This is a genomic window from Hymenobacter sp. HSC-4F20, assembly GCF_019599275.1.
Taxonomy (GTDB): domain Bacteria; phylum Bacteroidota; class Bacteroidia; order Cytophagales; family Hymenobacteraceae; genus Hymenobacter.
On sequence record NZ_JAHZTD010000002.1, the window covers coordinates 203,633 to 225,733 of the forward strand.

The 22,101-nt window shown below is 59.7% G+C and carries 19 protein-coding genes; 10 read left to right on the top strand and 9 right to left on the bottom strand.

Features of this window, described 5'->3' with window-relative positions; translation table 11 throughout:
- The first annotated feature begins 26 nt into the window (after positions 1–26).
- The gene (locus K3G63_RS10525) at positions 27–2,990 is read left to right on the top strand and encodes a M1 family metallopeptidase (RefSeq protein WP_220614089.1); all 2,964 of its coding nucleotides are present in this window, start codon (positions 27–29) and stop codon (positions 2,988–2,990) included.
- Between the two features lie 28 nt (positions 2,991–3,018).
- Entirely contained in the window at positions 3,019–3,624 is a 606-nt protein-coding gene (locus K3G63_RS10530) for an inorganic diphosphatase (protein ID WP_220614090.1), read from the top strand.
- A gap of 65 nt (positions 3,625–3,689) precedes the next feature.
- On the opposite strand, the gene K3G63_RS10535 is transcribed toward K3G63_RS10530, so the two are convergent.
- Positions 3,690–4,400, bottom strand: coding sequence for a DNA repair ATPase (locus K3G63_RS10535; RefSeq protein ID WP_220614091.1), 711 nt, complete (start codon positions 4,398–4,400; stop codon positions 3,690–3,692).
- A 281-nt stretch (positions 4,401–4,681) separates the two neighbouring features.
- Here K3G63_RS10535 and K3G63_RS10540 point away from each other — a divergent pair, with 281 nt between their 5' ends.
- The 3 genes from K3G63_RS10540 to K3G63_RS10550 all read left to right on the top strand — a co-directional run bounded on the left by K3G63_RS10540 (position 4,682) and on the right by K3G63_RS10550 (position 6,770).
- Positions 4,682–5,089, top strand: a complete 408-nt coding sequence (locus tag K3G63_RS10540; protein WP_220614092.1) for a 6-carboxytetrahydropterin synthase — start codon at positions 4,682–4,684, stop codon at positions 5,087–5,089.
- Positions 5,082–5,768, top strand: a complete 687-nt coding sequence (gene folE, locus K3G63_RS10545; protein ID WP_220614093.1) for a GTP cyclohydrolase I FolE — start codon at positions 5,082–5,084, stop codon at positions 5,766–5,768. Before K3G63_RS10540 ends, folE begins: the two co-directional genes overlap by 8 nt.
- A gap of 90 nt (positions 5,769–5,858) precedes the next feature.
- The gene (locus K3G63_RS10550; RefSeq protein WP_220614094.1) at positions 5,859–6,770 is read left to right on the top strand and encodes a TIGR01777 family oxidoreductase; all 912 of its coding nucleotides are present in this window, start codon (positions 5,859–5,861) and stop codon (positions 6,768–6,770) included.
- A gap of 358 nt (positions 6,771–7,128) precedes the next feature.
- Here K3G63_RS10550 and K3G63_RS10555 read toward each other — a convergent pair whose 3' ends face one another.
- From K3G63_RS10555 to K3G63_RS10580, 6 genes are all read right to left on the bottom strand, one after another.
- On the bottom strand, positions 7,129–9,507 hold the full coding sequence (locus K3G63_RS10555) for a transglycosylase domain-containing protein (protein WP_259404411.1): 2,379 nt from the start codon (positions 9,505–9,507) through the stop codon (positions 7,129–7,131).
- Positions 9,508–10,102: 595 nt separating this feature from the next.
- The gene (locus tag K3G63_RS10560) at positions 10,103–10,516 is read right to left on the bottom strand and encodes a hypothetical protein (protein ID WP_220614095.1); all 414 of its coding nucleotides are present in this window, start codon (positions 10,514–10,516) and stop codon (positions 10,103–10,105) included.
- A gap of 66 nt (positions 10,517–10,582) precedes the next feature.
- Positions 10,583–10,825 carry a hypothetical protein gene (locus K3G63_RS10565; protein WP_220614096.1) on the bottom strand — a complete coding sequence of 81 codons (243 nt, stop codon included), beginning with the start codon at positions 10,823–10,825 and terminating at the stop codon, positions 10,583–10,585.
- Between the two features lie 211 nt (positions 10,826–11,036).
- Positions 11,037–12,656 carry a DUF4173 domain-containing protein gene (locus tag K3G63_RS10570; RefSeq protein WP_220614097.1) on the bottom strand — a complete coding sequence of 540 codons (1,620 nt, stop codon included), beginning with the start codon at positions 12,654–12,656 and terminating at the stop codon, positions 11,037–11,039.
- Between the two features lie 54 nt (positions 12,657–12,710).
- The gene (locus K3G63_RS10575) at positions 12,711–13,007 is read right to left on the bottom strand and encodes a transcriptional regulator (protein WP_220614098.1); all 297 of its coding nucleotides are present in this window, start codon (positions 13,005–13,007) and stop codon (positions 12,711–12,713) included.
- Between the two features lie 39 nt (positions 13,008–13,046).
- Complete coding sequence (locus K3G63_RS10580; protein ID WP_220614099.1) at positions 13,047–13,688, bottom strand: hypothetical protein; 642 nt, start codon at positions 13,686–13,688, stop codon at positions 13,047–13,049.
- A gap of 635 nt (positions 13,689–14,323) precedes the next feature.
- Between K3G63_RS10580 and K3G63_RS10585 the strand changes: the two genes are divergently transcribed.
- From K3G63_RS10585 to K3G63_RS10600, 4 genes are all read left to right on the top strand, one after another.
- On the top strand, positions 14,324–14,755 hold the full coding sequence (locus K3G63_RS10585; protein WP_220614100.1) for a hypothetical protein: 432 nt from the start codon (positions 14,324–14,326) through the stop codon (positions 14,753–14,755).
- 54 nt (positions 14,756–14,809) lie between these two features.
- The gene (locus K3G63_RS10590) at positions 14,810–15,604 is read left to right on the top strand and encodes a class I SAM-dependent methyltransferase (RefSeq protein WP_220614101.1); all 795 of its coding nucleotides are present in this window, start codon (positions 14,810–14,812) and stop codon (positions 15,602–15,604) included.
- A 67-nt stretch (positions 15,605–15,671) separates the two neighbouring features.
- Positions 15,672–16,544 carry a UbiA family prenyltransferase gene (locus K3G63_RS10595; protein ID WP_220614102.1) on the top strand — a complete coding sequence of 291 codons (873 nt, stop codon included), beginning with the start codon at positions 15,672–15,674 and terminating at the stop codon, positions 16,542–16,544.
- A gap of 66 nt (positions 16,545–16,610) precedes the next feature.
- Positions 16,611–17,240, top strand: a complete 630-nt coding sequence (locus K3G63_RS10600; protein ID WP_220614103.1) for a hypothetical protein — start codon at positions 16,611–16,613, stop codon at positions 17,238–17,240.
- A gap of 96 nt (positions 17,241–17,336) precedes the next feature.
- On the opposite strand, the gene K3G63_RS10605 is transcribed toward K3G63_RS10600, so the two are convergent.
- Positions 17,337–17,996 (bottom strand): DsbA family protein, encoded by a 660-nt coding sequence (locus K3G63_RS10605; RefSeq protein WP_220614104.1) that lies wholly within the window; start codon positions 17,994–17,996, stop codon positions 17,337–17,339.
- Between the two features lie 1,035 nt (positions 17,997–19,031).
- On the opposite strand from K3G63_RS10605, the gene K3G63_RS10610 reads away from it, so the two are divergent.
- Positions 19,032–19,487 (top strand): T9SS type A sorting domain-containing protein, encoded by a 456-nt coding sequence (locus K3G63_RS10610; RefSeq protein ID WP_220614105.1) that lies wholly within the window; start codon positions 19,032–19,034, stop codon positions 19,485–19,487.
- 90 nt (positions 19,488–19,577) lie between these two features.
- Here the strand turns inward: K3G63_RS10610 and rho are convergent, their stop codons facing one another.
- Positions 19,578–21,848, bottom strand: a complete 2,271-nt coding sequence (rho, locus tag K3G63_RS10615; protein WP_220614106.1) for a transcription termination factor Rho — start codon at positions 21,846–21,848, stop codon at positions 19,578–19,580.
- Positions 21,849–22,101: the final 253 nt, after the last annotated feature.

Here is a 22,101-nt window from a genome sequence, read left to right on the forward strand (position 1 = left end):
ACCCTTGCCTCTGGGTTTATTCTTCTATGAAAAAATTTCTAAGCGTGAGCGGCCTGGCTCTGGTACCCGGGCTACTCCTGGCCCAGCGCCCGGCCCCGGGTTGGCAGCAGCAGACTACTTATTCCATTGATGTAACCCTCGACGACCAGCAGCACACCCTCAGGGGGCAGGAAGAGCTTACCTATACCAATAACTCCCCTGACACCCTCCCCTACCTTTGGTTCCACCTCTGGCCCAATGCCTACCGCAACAACAGCACGGCCTTTGCCCGGCAGCTGCTGCGTAACGGCAGCCGCAAATTCCAGTTTGCTTCCGCGGCCCAGCGCGGCTTTATTGACGGACTCGACTTTCGGGTGAATGGGCAGCCAGCCGTACTGCAGTACGACGGCCAGAACCCCGACATGGCCAAGCTGATTCTGCCCCAGCCCCTGGCGCCGGGGGCCAGCATTACCATCACTACGCCCTTCCGGGTGAAGGTGCCGGATTCATTTTCCCGGTTCGGGCACGTAGGCCAAGCTTACCAGATTACGCAGTGGTACCCCAAGCCGGCCGTGTACGACCAGAAAGGCTGGCACCCGATGCCCTACCTCGATCAGGGCGAATTTTACTCGGAGTTCGGCTCGTTTGACGTGCGCATTACCTTGCCGGCCAACTACGTGGTAGGCGCTACCGGCGTGCTGCAGAACCCCGATGAGCAGCAGCACCTCGCTCAGCTGGCTGCGGCCACCGCCGCCAAGAAAACCCAGCAGGATTTCGGCAACGACCTGAAATTTCCGGCCTCGGCTGCCCAGACCAAAACCCTGCGCTACGTGCAGGATCGGGTGCATGATTTTGCCTGGTTTGCTGATAAGCGCTTCAACGTGCTCAAAAGCGGGGTTACACTACCCTCCGGCAAGCAGGTAACCTCGTGGGTGCTGTTTACCAACAAGGACGCCGAGAAATGGGTGAAAGGCTTGCAAGACATTAACAAAGCCCTCACGTATTACTCGCAGTGGGTGGGCGAATATCCTTACGCCTCGGCTACGGCCGTAGACGGCGCCCTAAGCGCCGGCTCGGGTATGGAGTACCCCATGGTGACGGTGACCCAGCCCGCGGCCATTGTGCACGAAGTGGGCCACAATTGGTTTTACGGCATTCTGGCCTCCAACGAGCGGGACTTTCCGTGGCTGGATGAGGGCGTGAACTCCTACGTAGAAAACCGCATAGCCGAGTTGGACAACCCTGCTGCTGGCCAGTTGGAGTTTCTGGCTAAGTCGCCGAAGCTGGCGGCGACTTTTGGCGTGGAGGGCCTGCCGGCCGCTGCGCTCAACCAGGTACCCTACCAGGCCCTGGCCTCCCGCGGCCTCGACCAGCCCGTCAGCGGCGTATCCTCGGGGGAGTACAGCAAGCTGAACTACGGTCTGGTGGTGTACGGCAAAACGGCCTCTCTGCTCAAGTACCTGGCCGGCTACCTGGGCCAGGAGAAGTTCGACGCGGCCATGCAGGCCTACTACCAGCGCTGGCAGTTCCGCCACCCCTACCCCGAGGACATGCAGGCGGTATTCGAGGAAGTTAGCGGCCAGGACCTCGACTGGTTTTTCCAGAAGATGCTCACCACCCAGCACCGCTACGATGCGGCCGTATCGGATATTCTGGTGGAGCAGGATGCGGTAAAGGTGTTGGTACGTAACGATTCGCCCGCGCCGTTGGCCGTGCCCGTTGCTACCCTCGACGCCCAGGGCCAAGTGCTGGAAACCCAGTGGACGCCCGTGTTCGGGGGTACGGAGGATGACGAGCAGGACGAAACCCAGCTCAACTTCCGCCGGGCCGGGGTGGCCGCCGTGGTGGTGGACCCCGCCTACCTCACCCCCCAGCTTAACCGCCGCGACGACCGGATCAAAACCAGCGGCTCGCTGCGCACCTGGGAGCCCCTGCGCCTGAAGCCGCTGGCCAGCGTGGAGCGCTGGGACCGGCAGACGATAAACTGGGTGCCAGTGCTCGGGGCCAACACCTCGGACAAGTTTATGCTGGGTGCGGCCTTTTACAATAACGCCCTGGCACCCAAGCGGCTGAACTTTCTGGCCATGCCCATGTACAGCTTCAACCGCAATGAAGTGAATGGTATTGGGGCGCTGAGTTTGAACGTGCTACCCCGCAGCACTGCCCGGCAACTGCTCACTGGTATTCAGGTGCAGCGCTTCGAGCGGTACCGCAAGGTGGAGCCCAGCATCACGCTTCTGCTGCCCCACTCCGCTTACAATACCCCCCAGCACTTGGTGCGCCTGGCCAACACCACCGTTCGGAGCCAGGACCTCGACCGCACCAGCAGCTTCCAGACCCTGGAGTATGCCGTGCGTGCCAAGAACGCCCTGCAGAGCTGGTCGGCCCACGTAGAATTTAACTACCTAACCCCCGACGCTGAAGTCGATAATACGGCGCGGGAAGCGGCCCTGCTGCGGGCTACGGCCACGTACAGCCGCTATTACAACGCCAAAAAGCAGATTCGGGCCCGCTTGTTCGGTGGCCACTTCCTGAAGTCAGGCTCGGAGAGTCCCTTTGTCATCGGCCTCAGCGGCAGCCCCGACTACCGCCGCCAGACGGCCTTCCTCGACCGCCAACGCATTTCTGACACCTTTACCGCCCAGGTACACCAGACCGATGACCGGGACGGCGCCTTCAAAGCCTACCTGCCTGTGAGCAGCCGACGCTGGCTGAGCACCTTGGGCGTGGAGGCGGACCTACCCGTTACGCCACTGGCCGTGTTTGCCGACTTCGGCGCCACTGCGGAATACCGGTTCATTGTCCGGGCTCCCCAGCGGCTGTACTACGATGCAGGCCTGGTGCTGCCCCTGGCCAAGAATATTCTGCGGCTCTACCTGCCCGTGGCGGGCTCCCAGTATGCCGATGGTTTGCCCAGCAGCCGCCAGGATTTTACCAACCGTATCCGCTTTGTGCTGCACCTGGAGGAGCTGAATCCTTTCCGCGTCCTCAACGAGCAGCTGGCCCAGTAACTTCCTTTCTCCCATATCTGCCCTGCCGATGCCGTTGCGCTGGTTGCTGTTGTTTACGGGGCTGAGCGCCGGCCTCCTGCTGGCTGGCTGCCAGACCAACTACGCCGATTTGCCGACTTACTCCGCCGAGCGTCACCTGCTGCAGGTAGTGGTGGAAATGCCGGCCGGTACCAACCAAGAGCGGCGCTACAACGCCGAAACCCATCAGTTTGGACCCGTGCAGCAGGCCGGCGCCAGCCAAGCGGTGGAGTTCCTACCCGTACCCGGCAACCTGGGCTTTATTCCGGGCACCCGGACCAGCGGTACTAGTTCGGCTACTCCGCATCCCGTGCCTGCCCTAGTGCTGGCCGAGAGCCAGCCGGCGGGGACGGTGCAGGAGGTATTGCCCGTGGCTTTGCTGCTGCTTGATGTAGGCGGCAGCTTGGAGCAGGTAGTGCTAGCGGTTCCTGCCCGTCCCGCTCAGCGCATCCTGCCCGATGCCACGGACTGGGTGACGCTTAACCGCCGCTACCCCGGCGTACGCCAGTCCTTGAGCATGTGGTTTCAGCGCCGCAGCCGGCCTGGCGAAACCCGCATTGCGGGCTGGAAGGATGAAAAAGCCGCTGAGCAGTTTGTCCGCCGGTGGCTGGAGTAACCAGCAACAAAAAACCCGTCGGCTAGCCGGCGGGTTTTTTGTTGGGAGAGAGTCTAGTTGTCTGACTACTCAATCTTGTTCATGCGCTCCTTTACAGCTTCCAGGGCTACGCGCATGTTCACAATGTCGGCGCGGGCAGCTTCCTGCTCCTTCAGGTTCATGTCCACTTGGTTGTTGTACTGCTGCAATTCAGCGGCGTTCTGGGCCAGTTGCTGCTGAATTTCAATTTTCCGGGCTTTGTTTTTCTCGATGTCCTTCTTGATGGCATCGGCCTTGGCAATTACCGCCATGTGGTTATTCTGCGACGATACCAGTGCTTTCTCAGCTTCGGCTACCTGCACGGCCAAGTCTTCGCGGTAGAGCTTACGGGCAAAATCTTTCAGATAGCCCTCGGCCGCTTTCCACTGTACCGGCGTAGCTTCCTTACCCAGGTAGGCGTTGCCCAGGTCAATCGACCACCAAATGGTGGTACCGGTGGGCACAGCGTCTACTTTGCTGATAACGCGCACCGGCGTTTTGGAAATAGCGTCAATTACGACACCATCCATGGTGTATACGCCTTTATCGGCCTTTACTTTGCTACCGAATTGCTCGTCCAGCTGCTTTTTCCAAGAGTCTTCCACGCGCTTGCTGTCCAACTGCACGGAAACTCGCTGCCCCTTGCGCGGAATGCCTTTTACGGCCATATCCGTTTCATCAACAGGCGACTTTTGCGCCAGGCTAGTCACCGACGTTGCCAACATCAGCAGCAGAGAGAAGAGTACGCCTCGTTTCATAGAGAATGAAATAGGTTGAAAAGAAATGATTTGCAGGTACAAATGCCGGTGAACTAACCTCCGACTCATCAAATTTAACTAGCCGGCCAGCATCTTACCAGACCCCGGATTGTTTTTTTTTAAGAAAGCCTACTTTTGTTGGAATAGTAATATTCATAATAATTTATATACCACTAAGTAGACTTTATTCCTGTTGAGCTTCCCACTCTCTTGGCAGTCAACTAGCTGATTGTCTCCCCTATGCTTGAAACAAAAGCAGCCATTTTGAGTTACTTCCGACTATGCCCATTACTGTTTGCCGCAAAGAGCACTTCAACGCCGCCCACCGCCTGCACAACCCGGCCTGGGACGATGCGCAAAACGAGACGACGTTTGGCAAGTGCAATAACCCTCATTATCACGGACATAACTACGAGCTGATTGTACGCCTGACCGGCGACATCGATCCGGCCACTGGGTACGTCTATGATATGAAGCGGTTAAGTGACCTCATCAAACGCGAGATTCTGGATACCTTTGACCACCGGAATCTGAATCTGGACACGGAGGAATTTCGCCACCTCAACCCTACGGCTGAAAATATTGCCGTAGTGATTTGGAACCGGCTGCGCCCCCACGTGGAAGAACGCCTGACCATGTCGGTCACGCTGTACGAGACCGAACGCAATTTTGTAGAATACCATGGATAACACCGCTGCTGCGGCTTCCGCCGCGGACGATGCCGCGGCCCGTCCCGCCGTCGACGCTCAGTTGCCGGCTGATTTACGCACGCCTCTCCGCCCCGATGCATTTGAACTCAGCGACGAGGACAAGATTACGGGCATTGCCGAGCACTTCCGCGAAATCATGCACCTGCTAGGGCTGGATTTGACGGACGACAGCCTGAGCGGCACCCCGAAGCGGGTAGCCAAGATGTACGTGCAGGAGTGGTTTAAGGGCCTTGACCCCAAGCACCGGCCCGATGTGAAGCTGTTCGAGAACCGCTACCAGTACCAGAATATGCTGGTGGAACGAGATATTACCTTGTTTTCGTGCTGTGAGCACCACTTCGTACCCATTATTGGTAAAGCGCATGTGGCGTACCTACCCGGCGAGCATGTGGTGGGACTGAGCAAGCTCAACCGCGTGGTGCAGTACTTTGCCCGCCGGCCGCAGGTGCAGGAGCGCCTTACCCGCCAGATTGCCGAAGAGCTGAAAACCACCCTGCGTACTGAGGACGTGGCAGTGCTGATTGAAGCCGACCACCTGTGCGTGATGAGCCGCGGCGTGAACGACACGAGTAGCAGTACGCTCACGGCCGAGTACGGCGGCGCCTTCGGCCGCGACGAGAGCCTGCGACGGGAGTTTCTGCGGCTGCTCGGCAAGTAAAAAGCTGTTAGCTTTCCGCCTCTTTTCGCACCTGTTGTATCTGGCCGGCCGCTGCTACCGCTGGCAGCGGCCGGCAACCAGTTCCCACCCATGTCACGCAAAGTTCTGATTACCGGGGGCACCGGCATGATCGGTACCCGCCTCGCCGAAATGCTCATCGACGGGGGCTATGAGGTGGCCCTGCTCAGCCGCACGCCCGGCAGCGGCCGCTACCGCAGCTTCCGCTGGGACCCGCTGGCCGGTACCATCGACGAAGCCGCGGTGCCCTACGCCGACTACATTATAAACCTGGCGGGTAGCAGCGTATCGGACGGCAAGTGGACCCAGGAACGCAAGCGCGAAATCTTATCCAGCCGCTTGGCAGGCACCCAGCTTATGGCCCGGGAACTGGCCAAAGGCACTCACCACGTACAGGCGTTTATCTCGGCTTCAGCCATTGGCATTTACGGCGACCGGGACGACCAGATTGTGACAGAGGAAACCACGCCTGCCCCCGACGACTTTCTGGCCGAAGTATGCCGGCAGTGGGAGGCCGCGGCCCAGGACGTAGCCGACGATGGCATCCGCACCGCCATTTTCCGCATTGGCATTGTGCTGAGCCCCGAGGGCGGCGCGCTCGTGCCGCTGGCCCGCACGGTAAAGCTCATGGCCGGTGCCCCACTGGGCTCGGGCCGGCAGTATATGTCCTGGATTCACCTCGACGACTTGTGCCGCCTGTTTATCCAGGCTATGGAAGAGCCGCAGTGGCAAGGTGTTTACAACGCCGTTTCGCCTACCCCCGTCACAAACAAGGAGTTTACAGAAACCCTGGCCGGGGTGCTGCACAGGCCTCTGGTACTACCTAAAGTGCCCGAGTTCGGCTTGAAGCTGGTGATGGGCGAGATGAGCGAAATAGTGCTGGCCTCCCAGCGGGTAAGCGCCGGGAAGACCCTGAGGCAAGGCTTCAAATTCGAGTACCCTACCCTGCGGGAAGCGCTGGAGTCGTTTTACGGGGAGCAGTAATACCCGCACTAGCGCACTAAATAGATGCAGCTTGCCGGACGAATTGCCGCCCTTCTACTTGCAGTAGGAACAAGCGCCTGTGACACCGTTACGCAACGAATGTGCGGAGAGTCTACCGGACAGCATAAGCAATACATAGCCGCACTAAATCGGGTGTATACCGGGCGCTTGCACGCCCAACAGGTCCCCTGTTACCCCGGCTATTTGCAGATTAATTGTCTAGCCGCTGTATCACGTCAGGCACTTGACTCTATCAACGTGTCGGCCAACAAGGCTGGGTGGGTGGAAGTGCTAGTGTATGACCCGCGCAATAGGCTCCTGCACGGTAGTACTATCTCGATGTAGCAACACTTGCCACTTACAAGCTGTCCGGCACGGGCACGGTGCCGTTGTTGAGATTTTCCAGCAGGTTGTCGACTACAATGGTGTCCACAGATTCGGCCTCACGGCGGCGGCGCGGTTCGGCGGTTACGCACACGTATTTCTTGCTGATTTTGACGGTAGGCTGCGGGAACGGGCCCATGCGGATGTCCAGCTCGGGGTCCTGGTAGAGCTTTTCCATGTAGGTGCCGAAAATAGGCAGGGCCGTGCGGCCGCCCTCTCCCTGTTGGGAGTTCAGGAAGTGGATGCTCCGATCCTCACCGCCTACCCACACGCCGGTTACCAGGTCTTTAGTGATGCCCATGTACCAGCCATCGGAGTAGTTGCTGGTGGTGCCGGTTTTGCCGCCAATCTGGTTGTTTTTCTTCCACAGCTCGTAGTCCCAGAGGGCCTGGGAGGTGCCGCCGGGCTCCTCCATGCCACCGCGCAGCATGTAGGTCATCAGCCAGGCCGTTTCGGCCGGAATCACGCGCTTCTGCTGGGGGTCGAACTGCACGAGCACGTTGCCGTTCTGGTCCTCGATGCGGGTGACCAGCATGGGCTCGGGCCGGAAGCCTTGATTAACGAAGGTGCTGTAGGCATTTACCATCTCGTACACGCTCACGTCGCCGCCGGACCCCAGGCCGATGCTGGGCACCGGCAGCAGCTTGCTCCGGATACCTACCTTGTTGGCGTACTTGGCCACGTTGTCCCAGCCGACTTTCTCGGTGAGCTGGGCCGTGACGGAGTTCACCGAGCGGGCCATGGCGTAGCGCAGCGTCATGTTCATGCCCGTGTACTCGCGGGTGACGTTGTCGGGCTTCCACTCCATGGGCTGGCCGTTCTCCACGTAGTTAATAGTCACGCGCTCATCCCGGATTCGGTCGCAGGGCGAGTAGCCGTTGTCGAGGGCCGTGAGGTAGACGAAGGGCTTGAAGGTAGAGCCGGCCTGGCGCTTGCCCTGCTTCACGTGGTCGTACTGGAAGAAGCGGTAGTTGAGCCCACCCACCCAGGCCTTGATCTGGCCGGTGAAGGGGTCCATGGTCATCATGCCCGCGTGCAGGAAGTGCTTGTAGTAGGCCAGCGAATCCAGCGGCGACATTACTAGGGTAGTATCCCCGTCGCCCTTCCAGGTAAACACCTTCACGGGGCGCTTGCGGTGCAGGGCCGAGTCGAGCAGATCGGGGCGGCCCTTGTAGCGGGCCGCCAATTCCTTGTACTGCTCGGTGCGCTTCATCTGAGTTTCAATGAAGTCAGGAATTTCGTTGCCCTCCTCATCTACCCAGGGGTTTTTGCCGCGGTTGCGCCAGAAGTTGTCGAAGGAGCGCTGCAGGGTCTTCATCTTCTTCTGCACCGCTTCCTCCCCGTAGGCCTGCATCCGGGAGTCGATGGTGGTGTAGATGCGCAGTCCGTCGCGGTACATATCGTAGCCGTTCTTCTTGCACCACTCATTCACGAACTGGCTCACGGCCCCGCGGAAGTAGGTTTCCGGCCCGTCGACGTGCTTTTCTACCTGGTACTGGAGCACGATGGGCGTGGCCTGCTCCTGCTGCACCTGGGCTGCCGTGAGGGCTCCGGCCTGGCCCATACGGGTAAGTACCAGGTCGCGGCGGCGCTTGGAAGCTACGGGGTGAAACTTGGGGTTGTAGGCCGTGGGGTTATTGAGCATGCCCACCAGGGTAGCGGCCTGCTCAATAGTGAGACTATCGGGGGAGGTGCTGTAGAAGGTTTTGGCCGCCACCTTAATGCCGTAGGCTTGGGAGCCGTACTCTACGGTATTAAAGTAGAGGGCCAGAATTTCGTCCTTGGTGTAGCGGCGCTCCAACTCCACGGCCGTGAGCCACTCCTTCGTCTTACTGATGAGCGTGCCCACCAGCGGCACGTGGCCCAGCAGACCGGTGTTTTCCTTGCGGCGGGTTTTATAAAGGTTTTTGGCCAGCTGCTGGGTGATGGTGGAGCCCCCGCCCCCGCTGCCGCCGGTGGCTACCCCCACCACGGCCCGGGCAATAGCAATGGGGTCGATGCCGGAGTGCTCCTGGTAGCGCACGTCTTCGGTGGCCACCAGCGCCTTAATCAGCCAGGGCGACATCTTACTCAGGGGCACCGGGGAGCGGTTCTCGCGGAAGTAGCGGCCAATCAGCACCCCGTCGGCGGTAAACACCTGGGAGGGCTGCTCCACCCGCGGGTTCTCCAGCTCCTCCAGGCTCGGCGACTTGCCGAACAGGAACATAAAGTTTATGCTCACCAGAATGGGGTAGAGCAGAAACGTACCAGCGCCGAGCACGAAAATTCCCCACAGGGTGCGTGAGAGAATATTGGGCCAGTTCCGGGCGGGGCGGGGCGGGGAAGTTGTTTTCGACGACTGGGGAGCAGACATGCAGAGCGCAGTGAAGCAAACGAAGCCAGGCGGACCGGCAACAGAGCCGCAAATATACCAGTTCAGGGCGGCCGGGCACGACGAAACCATCCTCGTGCTCTTGCATTATAGTACAGGACCTATCTTCTGCTGCAATTTGTATCCTTTCAGGTATGACTGGACTACCCCTTGCCCCTGCCACGCTTACGCGACGGGTGTACCAGCACACCTGGCTCACTAGGGAGGGCGGCGTTGCATTGCGCCCGCCGTTGCTGCTTGGTTTTGCCCGTAGTAGGAGGTCACAATCTTCCGTTACTTAATACCTGAAGCTGCAGCCTACCCAGCGGTAATATTCGCCTGGCTTCGGGAGGGCGCCATCGGGAAGCTTTTTTAGCAAGTGCGCCTACTGCCGCGTCCCTGGCAGCGCAGGATGCATATTGTGCTGGTGACCTTCCTGATGTTCCTGATGTTTGTGGCCCTGGCAACGGGTGCTATCTAGTCCGCCATAGCCCTAGCTTCGGCCTGGTGCCTTCACCGCGACTTGCTGGCCTGATTTCTCAGCACGGCCCAAAGCCCAAACTCTGGCCGGCGGAAGCAGGTGCGAAACAAGCAGCTTTCATGGGGCGAGTGTTGCTTCAGCTTCGGTATTCCAGGATTCAGCCTCAGCCAGGCTCACTGCACTGATTGCAGCCCCCAGCAGATACCCGCTTCCTATCCAACTAGCGTAGCTTCCGAGTTCTTGCTGTATTTCCTGGGAGAAAAACAGCAAGGCGCAGAGTAATTCATGGCCAAGACTTAGGCTCCAGATCCGGAGAGCCTGCGGGCGGGTTGCCTTTCCGCGTACCAGCCGCCAGCGCAGGGCGTAAAGTATAAGCCCGGGAATGGGCAGGCCGAAAATCAGGAGGCCGAAGAGCAGCATGAAATTCAGCCCCACAATAGTCAGGGTATCCTTGAGCTGCTGGGCACCGGCCAGCCAGCGCCCAAGCGAAGTGCCGGCAGGTGCAGGCGCCGCGTTGAATGTGCTTTCCATAAAGGTCGATTAATCCGTAGAATGGAGTAGAAAAAGCTCTGGGTAGCTTCGTATTGGCCCAGGGCGTTAACGCGCGGCTACGGCCGTGGCCGCGCCGGGGGCCCACAGCAGCATCACGTGCAGCAGCGTCCAGAGCAGCACGCCCAGCAGTACTGCCGCGCCGGGCACTACTACTACTATCAGGCGCTGCCACCGTTCCGGGGAGGAAGCGGCCCGTTCCCGCCAGGTCAGGAGCACGGCCAGGGCGCCAATGCAGGTGGCGCAGACCACTATCCCCGCCAGGGTAAGGCCAAGTTGAGCAAGGTTCATAAGGGCAGCACTAGGTGAGAAGAAAAGAAAAAGATGAGTTCGCGCAGCCAGGGTAAGGCCCGGTAGCTGCTTGGCAGCCATAATCGAAGAACAGGGATAAGAAGAACGAGTAATAACCAGAACGAATTAGCTAAGCATAGTAAGATAAACACGTGGCTACCAAGCATAAACCAAGGAGACCTACCAGGACCGTACGCCCGTCTGGCCTGTTTTAGCGCCGCAGCTGCTCGTGGGCCGCGGCAGCGGCGTGCGTCCAGCTTTGCCAGCTGCGGGACTCAGTGTACTCCTGGTCCCAGGCGGCCACACGGGCCCGGATGGCCGCTTGGGCTTCGGCGGGAGTAGCACGCACCTCGGGGGAAGTGCCAGGCGGGCTGATGACGATGCGTCTCATGCCGGTGAGCACACTTTGGCGGGCGGCCAGTTCGGGCAACACCCGCCCGGGCATTTCCAGCAGAAACCCCAGGTCTATTTGCTGGAAGCGTGGGCTCATATTGTAGCGTACTATCCAGGCTTCCCAGTTGCCCAGGGCCAGCAGGAGTAGCACCCCATAGGCAGCTAGTCCGTTGAGGCGCACCAGGGAGAAGGCCGAGCGGCGTTGCCAGACTTTCAGCAGCACCGTGCCCAGCCCAAACAAAGTCAGGAGCAGAAACCCGTACACCCCAATGCGCTTATAAGCTAGCCCCGTATAGGTGATGTAGTAATAATTGCGCAGGGCTACTGACCCCACCAGCACCGCATTCTGCAGCACCCACACCGTGGCGCCCCACCGCAGGGCCGGCAGACCGGGCTCGTAGAAGTTGAGGTTGCGGCGGAAAACCCATAGCATGATGCCCATAGCCACCAGAATACTGAGAATTAGCACGTAGGTACCCTCGTGCACGAACTGCGTTAGGTCGAAGCCAGGGCTGGGCGTGAAGCCTAGCCAGATCCAGTTAATGTCGATGAGGTTGACTACCAGCAGCAGGGCATTTACCAACCCAAATATGGCCAGGGCCGCCAGGTACTCCTTGCGCAAGTCAAGGGCGCGGAAGGCGCGCAGGCGGAAGTTGGGATGGCGTACCGCCAGCGAGGCTACCCCGTCGCGCTGCCGCCGCACAAACTCCCCAAAGCGCGACTCCTGATCCAGAAAGAAATGAAAAGGCACCACCACCAGCGCCCCCGCCGTGAGCATGAGCCCCAGCAGAAAAAACAGCAGATGCGGCAGGGATATAGCCGGTAGCAGTGCCAAAAGCCACTCCCCTACCCGCGTTAGCACAGTTGCCGCCAAGGCATTGTAGCGCGGATTTGCTAAGCTGAACAGCACGTGGAAGACACCCAACACTACCAGGGGCAGCACCAGCAAGCGGCCGTAAAAGCGGGTGCGGCTCCAGCTTCCGGCGCTCCGCTGCGGCAGGCGCAGGTAGGGCAACAGGCCGGGCAAGGCCTGCGCCGCGCCACCTAGCGCCGTGAGCAGGGCGTGCACCACCACCTGCAGGTGCGGCTGATTCACGTAGCCCAGCAACATGCACAGGGAAGTCACGCAGGCCAGCTTCGCCGCGCCCGAGCCCAACAACACTACGCTACCCGCGCTTAGCAGTGTCCCGCCCAGCATCAGCCGGAAGTAGCCCGAACGCCAGACGGCCGCGTGCCGCGGCAGCCCCGCCAGCGTAGCTCCTACCACGAACAGCGTGTACACGGTCAGATTCAGCCCAAGCTCCTGATTCCAGAACAACACGTCGAAGAGCAGCGCGCCCAGGGGTAGCAACAGCTTCTGCAAAGCGGTAAGAGGTACGGGGGGGCGGCGCAGCCTGGAGCGCCCGGGAGCAGGAGCAGCAACGGAGACGAAAGACATACTTTTCTTTTTTAAAAGAACTTTGTATTTCAAAGTTTATAGTTAAAAAAAAGGCTACGCCCCGCGCAGCAATTTTTCCAGCGCCGTCAGATGCTCCTGAAAGGCAGATTTCCCTTCGGAGGACGCGGCGTAGGTAGTATTGGGTTTCTTGCCCACGAACTGCTTGCTCACCACCACGTAACCAGCCTTTTCTAGCGCAGATACATGGCTGGCGAGGTTGCCGTCGGTGAGGTCCAGGGCCTCTTTCAACTCATTAAAGCTTACCGACTCATTGGCCATTAGCACGGCCATCACGCCCAACCGGACCCGATTGTCGAAAGCTTTGTTGAGCGTATGGATGAGGTGTTTCACTGAATGGGGTAAAGAGGCTGGATAACGGTCCGGCGCGGTCTACTGCCGCTCGTAACGGTTGTACATAAGCAGGCCGTAGCCCATATGCCCAAGTCCGAAACCAAGCGCAAAGAACGCCAACCCAAAGCCGGGGAACAACACGGCTACCAATCCCAGGCCGATCTGGGTGAGTCCAAACCACCGGATTTCGTCCAGGGTGTACTTGCTGGCGTTGAGCAGGGCCAGACCGTAGAACAGCAGCAGGCCCGGCACCACCAGCCCCACCGCCCCCTGCAGAAACAGGGCTATGCAAAACAGGCCGCCCGCCGCCAACGGAATAAACAAGCTGAGCGCCAGGCGCCGCCCCAGGGCGCTCCACAAGGGCTGACCGGCCCGGCGCGCCCGGCGCAGCGTAAAGAAAAAGGCTACTGCCAGCGCGGCCCCAATCATGCCTACTGCCAGCAGCAGCAGGTAGGGCAGCACCAACTCTCGCTCCTGGGGAGTGCTTTGCAGCAGGCGAAGATACCCCGCGTTAGGGTAGCGCTGCTGCAAATACCAATGCCCCGCCGCCGTGCCAGCCAGCGCAACTACCCCCGCTCCTACCCCCGAAAGGCCACTAAGCGAAATAAAGCGGGAAGAGCGCTCCATGATGGCGCGAATCTCGGTAAGCTGAGCAAGCGGGTCGGTGGCGGGCCTTGACATAGCGTAAAAGAACTTTGCGCTACAAAGCAACAGACAATCGAGCAACTTTCCTAGCCATGCTTTCTGCTATTTTTATTTTTCTCACCCGATAGACTACTTCTCAGCCCCGCGCCGACGTGCTGGCAGTGCCAAGCCTTGATCAGCACACTGTCGCGCAAAGCCGGCGCGCAGGCGCAGTCCTGTGCTGTTTCACGGACTGGCTAAACCAGTACCCGGACCTTACTTGGTATAGAGCTGGCGCAATAAACACCGTACTAAATTGAGAATAATACTTTGGAACTCGGTAGCGTCAGCGTGGCACTAGGGTTGGCTGGTCGGAAAGCAGGCGTATTTTGTGGCTAGCGGCAGCACTGCGGGCCTCAGGTGCATGAATGCCTCTACAATCTTCTTACTCACTGATGCAGAGGAACTTTGTAAGGCACCGTGTACTACCCAAAGACCTCGACGCTGACTCAGGCAGTGAGGGCACCTATACCTGCTCGTTCGCAACGGCTCATTTCGGGATAGTACTTTCCCAACAAAAAACTGTTCTTATAGCAATCCAAGCCCTTTTTTTAGGCGTATTGTCTGGTGGCGCGGCCCCGTTGGAGGTGCTGACGCCGCCTTTTGGTACCATCCCGCTTAGGTGCTTTGCTATGCTACTACTTACTACGTCCACGTACTCCACCATCACTCGCGCTTTCATTCTGTGGGCCTTGGCTAACCTGGGCGGCACGCTGTGGCTTCTGCTGGACTTTTCCCTCGACCGGGTCGACGACTACCCTATTGCCCTGATGACGGGGTTAATTGCGGCCCTGATTTCCCTGGCGATTGTACCGCTGGTGATTCCGTTTTTTAGCCTGATGTGCCGACTGCGGGTAGGTTTGTCGCGCCGCTCGCTGGCGCTGGGCGGGGTTACGTTGTTTTTTCTGCTGGCTAATTGGCTGCTTGAGTGGCTGTTGCCCGTGGGCTCCAGCGCCAGCCTCCTGAGCATGTCGCTGCCGTACTGGGCCGCAGCCATGCTCACGGTTCTCTGGCTCTACAGCCCCGGCCAGCGCGATGCCGACCGTACCTCGGCCTGCGACTAGCGTATTTCTTAGGCACACCATAGCTGAACCGGGCGGCTGCGCGTAGGGAGACGTATGAAGCTGCGCCTCCAGTTATTTGAGTTTGAAGATTTGTCCTGGTTTCCGGCCGTAATCCGGTCGGGGATGATGGACTACCTCCGGTTCATGATATCCGCCCTGGCAACTTACCAGCCCATTGTGCCACTGCTCCGTGCGGCGCTGCTACGTACAGGTCAGCAGCGGGTACTGGAGCTGGGGGCTGGGGCGGGAGGGGGTACGGCCGGCGTACTGCGTAGCCTGCAAGCGACGGGCCTGCCGGCTGCCCGCGTTACGCTCACAGACCTGTACCCACAGCCTGCTACGTGGCAAGCCCTGCAAGCCCACACGCCCGGCCTCGACTACGAGCCCGGCAGTGTAGATGCCACGGCCGTTTCGGCTACGCTGCCCGGCTTCCGCGCTATCTTCTCCGCGTTTCACCATTTTGCACCCCCAGCCGCCGAGGCTATTCTGGCCGATGCCGTGCGGCAGCGGGCAGGCATTGGCGTGTTTGAGGGCGCGGGCAAACACTGGGCCGAGTTGCTACTGGCCTGCACAGTGCTGCCCGTGGCCCAGTTGCTTATCACGCCCTTCATTCGCCCTTTCCGCCTGAGCCGCCTGTTTTTTACGTACGTGGTGCCGCTGATTCCCCTGTTTACCATCTGGGACGGCTGCGTATCCATTCTGCGCCTCTACCCTCCCGAGCAGCTGCTGGCCCTGGCCCACCGCGCCGATCCAGCCGGCACGTTTCACTGGCGCGCCGGGGTAGTGCGCCACTGGTGGGGCCCGCAAGTGACGTACCTGGTGGGAGTACCGGCCGAAACTACGGGCTAAGCTGTAGCTTGCGCTGCTCCATCGGCTACTCTGGTGGTTTGCCATCCCCTCCCTGCTGCTTACTCCCATGCCTTTTGCCGCTTACCGCCGCACTCTACCGCTGCTACGCATTCCGTTTTCGGTGTACCTGATGCCCGTGTTCTGGTTTGGCCTGAGTGCCCTGCGGCAGCCCTTCAGCGGGTGGCGCGCGGCGGCCGTGTTTGGGGTGCTACACCTGCTGGTCTACCCTGCTTCCAACGGCTACAACAGCTATTACGACCGGGATGAGGGTAGCATCGGGGGCCTGCGCCGGCCCCCGAAAGTATCGCGGGAGCTGCTGCATCTGGTGTGGCTCTTCGATGCGCTGGCCATCCTCGGGGCCTGGCTGTTGAGCTCCCTGTTTGCCGGGTTGGTGGCCGTGTATCTGCTAGTCTCCAAAGCCTACAGCTACGAAGGAATCCGGCTGAAAAAGTATCCTCTGCTGAGTACGGCAGTGGTAGTGGTGTTTCAGGGAGCCTATACTTTCCTGATGACCCAGGTAGGCGTGGGCACCCGGCCGGCCGAGCTGCTAGCCCCCGATAACTTGGTGCTAGCCCTGGTCAGCACTTTGTTTCTGTGCGGCTCCTACCCGCTCACGCAGGTATACCAGCACACCGAGGATGCTCGCCGCGGCGACCGGACCCTGAGCCTGCGCCTGGGCATCCGGGGAACGTTTGTGTTTGCCGGACTGGCGCTCAGTGCAGGCGCGGCCGTGCTAGTGGCCACTTACCTCTGGCGGCAGGAGCCCCGTAACGCCCTGCTTTTTCTGGTGGCTACTGGCCCCGTGGTGGTATTATTTCTGCACTGGGTTCGGGCTGTGTGGCAGCAGGCGTCTGCCGCCGATTTCGATCATACCATGCGCATGAATCAGGTTTCCTCGCTGTGTTTGAGCGCGGCCTTTCTGCTGATGCTGCTCTGGTAGCGGCCGGGCCAACACCTGCCGTTCAGCCTGCGTACCTTTCCATATTCGGTTCTCACTTGCCTTGCTATGCGCACCTTGTTGCTGCTTTCCCCCCTGCTGCTGACCGTAGCTTGCTCCTCACCCAATACCGAGTCTGCCTCTTCGGCCACTACCCCACCCTTGTCCGATACGGCGACCTTGCCCGAGCCACTGGATACGGCCCAGCCCGTCCCTATCGATGCTCAGGCCGACACGCTGCTCACCAGCCGCAGCCGCCACATCTTTTCCTCTCCGGGCACACCCGACGTATTTTCGCTGGTGTTGCGCGGTGCTTCCGTGCTGACAAGCGAGGCTACCTTCACTATCACCACGGCCGGAGGGCAGGTTATTTTTCGGGAGATGCTATCGGCGGCTGACCTGGAAGCGGCCATGGTGTACGAGATGCAAGGCCCTACCGCCACCCAGGCCGAGCGCGAAGCCTACGTGCGCCGACGCATCCGAGAGTTTTTTGCCGAGAAGAACTTTCGCCGACCAGCGGTAGCCGCCTCTGCTACCTTTCCCGCCGCGGCCGAAGCTCCGGCCGGCACCGACCGCGCTGCCTGGGACGATTTGCGCCGCCGCCCCGATGCTGTGGGCTTCCAGTACCTAGTGGGCAAGGAAGACCGCCGCACTATTGCCTGGTCGGCGTTGCGCAAGCAAGTGGTACGGGTCCGCTAACTACCCGCCCTCCCACTGCTTGCCTCATCAGAAAGCAGAGCAGGCAGCCAGAGGTGCTGGCATTACCCAGGCTATACAGTTCGGCATGTAGTGCGCTTACTCGGCGCCTGCTTGACGTAGGGCTTCTTCCAGGTCAGCGCGAAGTGCGTCAAAGGGGTGAAATCCGCGGGCCAGTACGTAGCCCTGGCTGCCTACCCGTAAAATTGTGGTAGGAAAGCCCTGCACTCCAATCTTACCAACGGCCGCAAACTCCAACTGCGTACCCCGCATGATTTCGGGGCGGGTGAGCTGCCCCCGAAACACAGCGGGCTCAATGCCGTAGGCGGCGGCCAGCGGCTCGTAGGTGGCCAACTCGTTGAGGTCGGCGCCATCGTGGAAGTAAGCGCGCTGCACGGCGTGGGCGAAGGCCGCCGTCTGCTCCTGCCGTAGTTGGCGAAACGCGTGAATGGCCCGGCACGGTGGCTCCGAGTTCTGTACGTAGCTGCCCTCTTGCCCCCGCGCCCGGAAGGCGGCCCCAAACTGCACGCCCGTTACCCGTTCCACCTGCTCCAGTGCTCCTGCCAGGTAGGGCCAGTTGTTGCTGATGGGGCCCACTTGCTCCCCCGTGACCATCCCTCCACAGAGCACCGATACTTCCAGGCGCCCAGCCAGTTCCTGCTGCACCCGCTGAATTACGGGGCTCATGCCGTAGCACCAGCCGCAGAGCGGATCAGAAATGTAGAGTAGTTCAGGGAGGTCGTGCGCGTGTGGTTCCATAGCCTGCAAAGAACCGAGGTTACAGCCCTAGGTGCAAATCAGACTGAGGAACAACCCAATTAAATACTATAGTTATAAAATTTCTTTTTTTACTTCTATACAATAAGATGTTGTATATTCGTTGACAGTCCCAGAATGGAACGCATAAAACTCGGTTTGGCAACGGGTTAAGCTAGCGTACTGCGAGGCTAGGAATGTGTAGGCATGGCGCTTTACTCCTCTTAACGTGCGCAGTGCCACGGCCTCAGTACTGTCCCATCGAATTTCTAACGGCTAGCTAGTATGAGGATGTCAACGTTTTACTCCCAAATTAAGAACTCAGCCTTCAGTAAGCTGGCTTTAGCTACTTTGCTAGTGGGCATAGTTCCGCTAGCCGGTTGGGGACAGTCTAACTTTGTTACTCAGAACTTTGATTCAACACCCAACGCCGGATATGGATACACTGTAACAGGAATAAATGGAGCAACTACTGCCGAAGCAGCTGTAAGCGGTACCAACTCATACGGTATCACGAATAATACAGGAAATAACAGCCTTGAAACCGCTACTCTAGAATTCACCAACCTTTCCTTCACTAACTTTTCCAGTAACACATTCAGCTTTCGCTTGGCAGTTACCCAACCTAGTGGAGGAGGGGGTGCCGGCCTTGATCGGAATGGCTTTGTTCTAGTCAGTATTAGTATCGACGGGGGTCGAACATATGCCGATGCTTTACGAGTTACTGGCAGTAACAATACAGGCAGAACCTATAACTACGCTACCATATCTAACACGAATACTTCTGCTTCTACAACTTTTCCTGGGAGTACAGCTACAGCATTGGCTGATGGCACCCGGACCCCAAGCTTTATTACTATAAATTTTGCGAGCACGGTAACTCAGGCAAAAGTCCGCATTACACTGGCGGCAAATGCTAAGACCACCTTCCTGATTGATAACGTTACGCTAGCAAGTGCTGGTCCCCTACCCGTTACGCTTACCAGCTTTTCGGCGGCACGGCAGGGGCAAAACGTGGCGCTGCACTGGGCTACGTCTATGGAAAAGAACAATGCCTATTTCGAGGTGCAGCGCAGCCCGGACGGCAAAACTTTCGCGACTATCGGGCGGGTAGCGGGCCGCGGTACTACGGCCGCGGGGAGCATCTATTCTTTCACCGACCTTGCGCCCCTACCAGCCCAGACCTACTATCGCCTTCGGCAAGTAGACACGGACGGAACAGAGGCGTTTTCCTCTGTAGAGCCAGTAGCGGGCCTGGAGTTGCAGGAAAATATGGCCGTGTATCCCAACCCGAGTGCCGGCACCATCACGCTGCCGGTGGGGGGTAGCCTGCTGAAATACCGCATTTACTCAGCTACTGGCACCACACTAGCTACCGGCGAAGCCCAGGGCGGCAGCACCATCAACGTGCAGCAGTTGCCCACCGGGCAGTATTTCGTGGAGCTTACTACGCCCGGCGGGAAACGTAGCGTGCAGCGTTTCGTGCGGAAGTAGCGTACCCTCTTTCACGTATAGCAAAAGGCCCGTTCCGCAACTGCGGAACGGGCCTTTTGCGTAGGGCCTTCCAAGAAAGAAGAGCGCTGCTTAGCCGTTCATGGCCATCAGGAACTCCTCGTTGTCGCGGGTTCCTTTCATGCGGTCCTTCAGGAACTCCATGGCTTCGGAGGCCGTCATGTCGGACATGAACTTGCGCAGCACCCAGATGCGGTTCAGTTCGTCCTTGCTCATGAGCAGATCTTCGCGGCGGGTACCGGAAGCGGGCACGTCAATGGCCGGGAAGATGCGCTTATTAGCCAGCTTGCGGTCCAGTTGCAGTTCCATGTTGCCAGTGCCCTTAAACTCTTCGAAGATAACCTCGTCCATTTTGGAGCCGGTTTCGATAAGGGCCGTGGCAATGATGGTGAGCGAGCCGCCATCTTCCACGTTGCGGGCCGCCCCGAAGAAACGTTTGGGCTTGTGCAGCGCGTTGGCGTCCACACCACCCGAGAGAATCTTACCGGAAGCCGGTTGCACCGTGTTGTACGCCCGGGCCAAGCGGGTAATCGAGTCGAGCAGAATTACCACATCGTGGCCACACTCCACTAAGCGCTTGGCCTTTTCCATGGCAATGGTGGCAATTTTCACGTGGCGGTCGGCCGTTTCATCGAAGGTCGAGCTAAGCACTTCCGCCTTCACCGAGCGGGCCATGTCGGTAACTTCTTCTGGGCGCTCGTCGATGAGCAGAATCATCAGGTACACCTCGGGGTGGTTTTCCGAAATGGCGTTGGCAATTTCCTGCAGCAGCACCGTTTTGCCAGTTTTGGGCTGAGCCACAATCAGGCCGCGCTGGCCTTTGCCAATAGGAGCAAACAGATCCAGAATGCGGGTGCTGTACTGGGCCGACTTGGTCGTCAGCTTCAGGCGTTCCTCAGCAAAGAGCGGCGTGAGGTTATTGAACGGGATACGGTCGCGGGCCTCCTCCACGGAGCGGCCATTGATGCCCTCTACCCCGACGAGGGCGAAGTACTTCTCCCCGTCGCGCGGCGGGCGGATGGTGCACTTTACCGTGTCACCGGCTTTTAGGCCGAATTGCTTTACCTGCTGCGGGGCCACGTAAATATCATCCGGCGAGGCCAGGTAGTTATAGAAGGGGCTGCGCAGAAAGCCGTAGCCTCCATCAGGCATCATCTCCAGGGTACCGTCGCCCGGAATGGTGATATCAAAGTCCTGGCGGTTGGTACGCTGCTGGTCTGGGCGGGGCTGCTCGGCTACGGCCACACCTGCCTGGCGCTCAGACTGGCGCTGTTCCTGGCGCTGCTGGCGCTGCAACTCCCGGGCGGCATACCGCTCTTCCCGGCGCTGCTCGCGCTGTTCACGGGCATCCGGGCGGCCACCTTCGCGCAACGGCCGAGGTTGGTCAGCGCGGCCGTCACGACCGTCACGATTAGCGCCATCCTGGCGGAAATCAGCCCGGGGAGCATCATTGCGCAACTCCCGCGGTTGGTCGGCGCGGCCATTGCTTTCAGCACGGGCCCCACCATCCGGCCGAAAATCGGCACGCGGTGCATCGTTACGATTTTCGCGGGGGGCATCATTGCGATACTCCCGACCCTCCCGGAAGATGCGGGGCTGCTCGGGACGGCCTTCCCGGACCGGAGCCGGGGTATCCGCCGACCGGGCTTCGCGAGTAGGAGCTGCCACCGGAGTTTCCAGCGGAACAGGGGCAAGCTCAGCCACACCAGCAACCGGCACGTCAACAGCGGGAGCATCGACACGTGGTGCTTCCACGACGGCAGCTTCTGCGCCGGTATCGGCACCGGTGGAGGCGGCTACAATAGGCCGGCCAGCTCGGTCGGTACGGGTACGGCGCTCGGGGCGCTGGTACAGCTTTACGGGCCGGTCCTCACCTGTAACGACTTCCGCAGCTACCGGAGCAACCTCCGCAACGGGAGCAGTTTCTGCGGCCGGAGTGGGTTCCGGGGCAGGGGTAGGCTCGGGAGCCGCGGGAGTGGGAGCAGCCTGGGCTTCGGGCAGCGTAACGGCGGGGGCTTCGACTGGAGCTTCCGGGGTGGCCGCTTTTGTGCGGGCCGCCGGTTCCCGGCGCGGGGTCGCGGCGCGGGGAGCTCGGGGGGCTCGCGCCGGCGCTGCTTTGGCAGCAGGGGCCGGAGCAGCCTCCGGCGTTGGGGCGTCAGCCGGCGCGGCAGCAGTTTTCACTTTTTGGGGAAGCTTATCCGGAGGTGTAATAGCTTGCTGGTCGAGAATCTTGTAAATCAGATCCTGCTTGCTGAGTTTTTTGAAGTTGCCAACGTTCAGTTTTTCAGCAATTTCCTTTAGTTCGGACAACAACCGGTCCTTCAACTCGTCAATAGTGTACATATAAGAAGCAGAGCGAAAAAATCAGGCGGGGCGGCGGGTAGCCAACAGAGGCAGCACAGGGCCTTCCGGACACAATGGGCAACCGCAACGCGGGGCCAAACGCGAGAAAGAAGCGAGGGGTAAAAACCGTGGGTGGGCCAGGTGACGCAGAATAAACGTGGGGGCCAGGTGTGGGACAGAATACCCGACAAACCCAGCGGCCAACACCGGCTACTACTTGCAATGTTAGCGTAATGTGCCGGAACTGCCAAAT